At 40.4% G+C, this 3,422-nt stretch carries 3 protein-coding genes and 1 pseudogene; 2 read left to right on the forward strand and 2 right to left on the reverse strand.

Features of this window, described 5'->3' with window-relative positions:
• Nucleotides 1–89: 89 nt before the first annotated feature.
• Nucleotides 90–1,937 carry a S8 family peptidase gene (locus FJR06_RS07130; protein WP_015080948.1) on the reverse strand — a complete coding sequence of 616 codons (1,848 nt, stop codon included), beginning with the start codon at nt 1,935–1,937 and terminating at the stop codon, nt 90–92.
• Between the two features lie 461 nt (nt 1,938–2,398).
• Here FJR06_RS07130 and FJR06_RS07135 point away from each other — a divergent pair, with 461 nt between their 5' ends.
• A complete protein-coding gene (locus tag FJR06_RS07135) occupies nt 2,399–2,827 on the forward strand; it encodes a hypothetical protein (protein WP_168634553.1) in 429 nt (142 codons plus the stop codon).
• A gap of 46 nt (nt 2,828–2,873) precedes the next feature.
• A complete protein-coding gene (locus FJR06_RS07140) occupies nt 2,874–3,170 on the forward strand; it encodes a hypothetical protein (protein ID WP_015080946.1) in 297 nt (98 codons plus the stop codon).
• Between the two features lie 58 nt (nt 3,171–3,228).
• Here FJR06_RS07140 and FJR06_RS23945 read toward each other — a convergent pair.
• Nucleotides 3,229–3,422: pseudogene (locus FJR06_RS23945) on the reverse strand (hypothetical protein); the annotation flags it as partial.

Here is a 3,422-nt window from a genome sequence, read left to right on the forward strand (position 1 = left end):
GCCCGTACAGTTGTCAGTTGTCAGTTGTTAGCAATGGATAATAGGAAAAAATCTTACCCATTACCAATTACCAATTACCAATTACCTAATTAAGCAGTTTGTCCGTCTTTTTTCAATGCTAACCGGGCTAGTCCATAACAAAGTACAGCATTAACAAGAAGGAAAATTCGAGCTAGGTTACTATTTCCTAAACCCCAAACGGCAGGATCATAAACAGCACTAACGGTCAGAAAAGCTGTTATTCCTAAAGTTGCACCAATAGCAAACCATTTCCAACTAGGATGTCCTAAAAATAAGGCTATTAAAACAAAAGGAATTAAAACACTGGCAAAAAGAGGATTTAATGCGTCTGTTCCCTGTAAAGTGTTACCTAGTTCGGGAATGGAACTACCTAAAACCCGGAAAGGCCATTGAGGAAGATCAAAGATATAAAATCCTTTGAGGAAGAATAAGCCAGAACTGCCGAAAGTTAAGCCGCTGAATAAAGACCAACTCCAAGTGAAGGGGAAGTAAACCCGTAAGAACCAAGCTAGAAGATAAGAACCTATTACCATGAATATTTTAGGCACTAAAGCGATCGCTCCGCCATCTATCCAAAAGCCGGGATTAAGATAACCCTGTTCTCGCAACCACCGGAAAAAGTCAGGAACACTAATTATACCGTCGCTGGCTAATTTAACTGCGGCTTCGGCGTTGAGTTGTCCAGCCCCATAATAGTTCAAACCGTCGTCTTGAATGACTCTGGCTGACTGTTGGAGAACTTGCAAAATTTCATCGGGTTCTTTGATTCCCAAGGCTTTGATTAATGCCGCTACACCCGCAACGTGGGGAGAAGCCATACTTGTGCCTTGAAGTCCGAGAAATACGCCTTCACCTTGTTCATTAATAGTTTCTTGGAGAATTGTCCCAGTTTCACTCCCTCCAGGGGCAGAAATATCCACACCCGCACCATAGTTAGAATAGGATGCTCTTTCACCGTCAGGTCTAAAAGCGGAAACGCCAATAACATGATCATAACGGGCAGGGTAGCTTACGCCGTTGGTGTTTTCATTACCTGCGGCAGCAATGATAGTTACACCTTTGTTATGGGCATATTTAACCGCATCTTCCATGAGTTGGCTTTCTCCACCACCACCTAAGCTCATGTTAATGATGTCTGCGCCGTTATCAGCCGCAAATTTGATGGCTTCGGCAATGTCGGCTACTGTTCCTGCACCGTCAGCATTTAATACCTTTAAGGGCATGAGGCTGGCTTCATAGGCAACTCCAGCGACACCATAGGCGTTATTGGTGGCTTGGGCAACTGTACCAGCGACATGAGTTCCGTGTCCGTTGTCGTCTTTGGCTGCCTCTGTGTCGTTGACGAAATCATAGCCTTTGACAAATTTGGTTTCATATAAATCGCGGACTTTGGTAATGCCAGTATCAATTACGGCAACAGTGATACCACTACCTTTACTCCGAGTCCATGCCGCTTCTACGCCGATTTTGTGTAAGTTCCATTGTTTGCTATAATACTGGTCATTTGGACCAATTAAAGACGAACTTGGTTCTTCATTTTGCTGCGGTGCTAACAGTTCTCCTAACCAAGTGGCTTGTCCTTGGGGGACGATTTTGTAAATGTAATTTGGCTCGATAAATTCTGTAACTTTGGCAAAGGAAGATTTTCTTAAATCGTTGAGTCTTTGGCGATCGCCTTTGATAATATACACATGATCCGCTGCTGAATATTTATTATCCAATTGGGGGGTAACATGATATTCTTGAGCGATCGCTTGTAGATCCTTCTCAATCACATTTTCTGCCACATCTTCCCGAAAATCTAGCAAAATTGTCTCAAACTCACCTTTAGCTGCCAGTCCCTGAAAATTCAGAAACCCAAACACAGCAGCAGTCAGTCCAATGAGAAACAAGCACAACAATAGCAGTTTTTTCATTTTTTTCTCTTATATCCCCGTCTTCAAAGAAAGACAGCACGGAGAGGGAATTTTCTTACTACCATAGCTCATATAAGTAGGTTGGCGTTGAAAATTGTCGTCATAGCACTAGGCTTGAGGCAATACTTCGACTTCGCTCAGTAACCAGAGGCAAGAGTAAAGAAGTTTTCAGCGATTTTACATCTCTTTACACAGTTTGGTTTTATTGTGTTCACCTACTTAGTAGGTACATTCAATCAATTCCGGGGTATGATGGCGTGAGTTAAGGGAAATCTGATGATAAATTACTCAATCTACTAATATTAGATAATACATTAAATTTTGTATCTTTGCTTATGACCTATATTTATATTGGATATTGTAAAATGGTATTTGGGAGATTTTAGAGAAAATTCTATCTTCTTACCTAGTTTTCTAATTAAATTAACGACGCTCCTCTCAAAGAGGCATTACGAATTATTATGGAACGTGGTCTTTTATGGTTGCCTCTGTTAGTAGCATTTTTCTGGTTAGCGTGGCAAGGTTCACAGGAATTTAAGAAACTTCAAGCTTATCAAATTTGGGCAGAACAATTTGAACGGGCTAAATATGATATTTATGCAGTGTTAGCTCAAAAAGGTGATGATATCACTTGGGGAAAACCCACAACTAAAGGACCAATTGAATTAGAAACTTTTTCTTTGTTGGATGTTCAAGAAATTCGTTTTTTAGTAAATGGTAATGCCGTAGATATAGAAAATCCCCCCCCCAAAGGTCGAAAAATTGAATTAGAGTTTTTATTAACTACTCCTAAATCAATTTGTGTTCCATTTACAGAAGTTCCCCTCGCAGCAGAATGGGCTAAGTTTTTACAGAGGACATTAAAGAATTTGCAGATGCCAACACCGTAAAAAATTATGAGGGTATACAGCCCCTTTCAGTTATCAGCACATAATTATGAGATCCAGAATTGAAAATAACATTTTATTTATTCACCATGAAGACGTACCAGAATTTAAAAAAGGCGGTTCTGTAGTTAGAAATTCCTACTTTTGGGCTTTACGTTCCATTGCTGGACGTGCTAGACGTTATCATGATTGGGAATACGAATCAGAAGTTTGGTTAGCACTAGAACGAATGCTTTTATCATTTACTGAATCTGGGTATTTAGGTTATAAAGAAACAATGTTAGAGTTTCCCTTATCACAAGGTGAAATTCCTACTGTGTTACGGAATGCAGCCACTTGGGAATAAATTACCATTTCCTCTTATTTGCTATTCCTACTTTCTCAGAGAATTGACACTCCCCGGTCTAAAGACACGGGGATTCTTTGTTCAAAGATATGACTTGCTCATCCAGGATTTCTCCAGCACGAGTAGAGGTCTTATCTCCCAAAGCGTTGCTCATGTCTAGCATGAAAGTTCCGGTATGCCCTACCGTACTCAATCCTCGACTCAGGATATTTCTAGCTGCATTTTGGTAGAGTCGAGGGGGAATATTATTTC

The sequence above is a fragment of the Dolichospermum sp. UHCC 0352 genome, assembly GCF_009711925.1.
GTDB lineage: Bacteria > Cyanobacteriota > Cyanobacteriia > Cyanobacteriales > Nostocaceae > Dolichospermum > Dolichospermum lemmermannii.

Bases quoted from the DNA above. Each gene is read 5' to 3' on its own strand.
- FJR06_RS07130 (WP_015080948.1), bottom strand. From the start codon at position 1,937: ATGAAAAAACTGCTATTGTTGTGCTTGTTTCTCATTGGACTGACTGCT.
- FJR06_RS07135 (WP_168634553.1), top strand. From the start codon at position 2,399: ATGGAACGTGGTCTTTTATGGTTGCCTCTGTTAGTAGCATTTTTCTGG.
- FJR06_RS07140 (WP_015080946.1), top strand. From the start codon at position 2,874: ATGAGATCCAGAATTGAAAATAACATTTTATTTATTCACCATGAAGAC.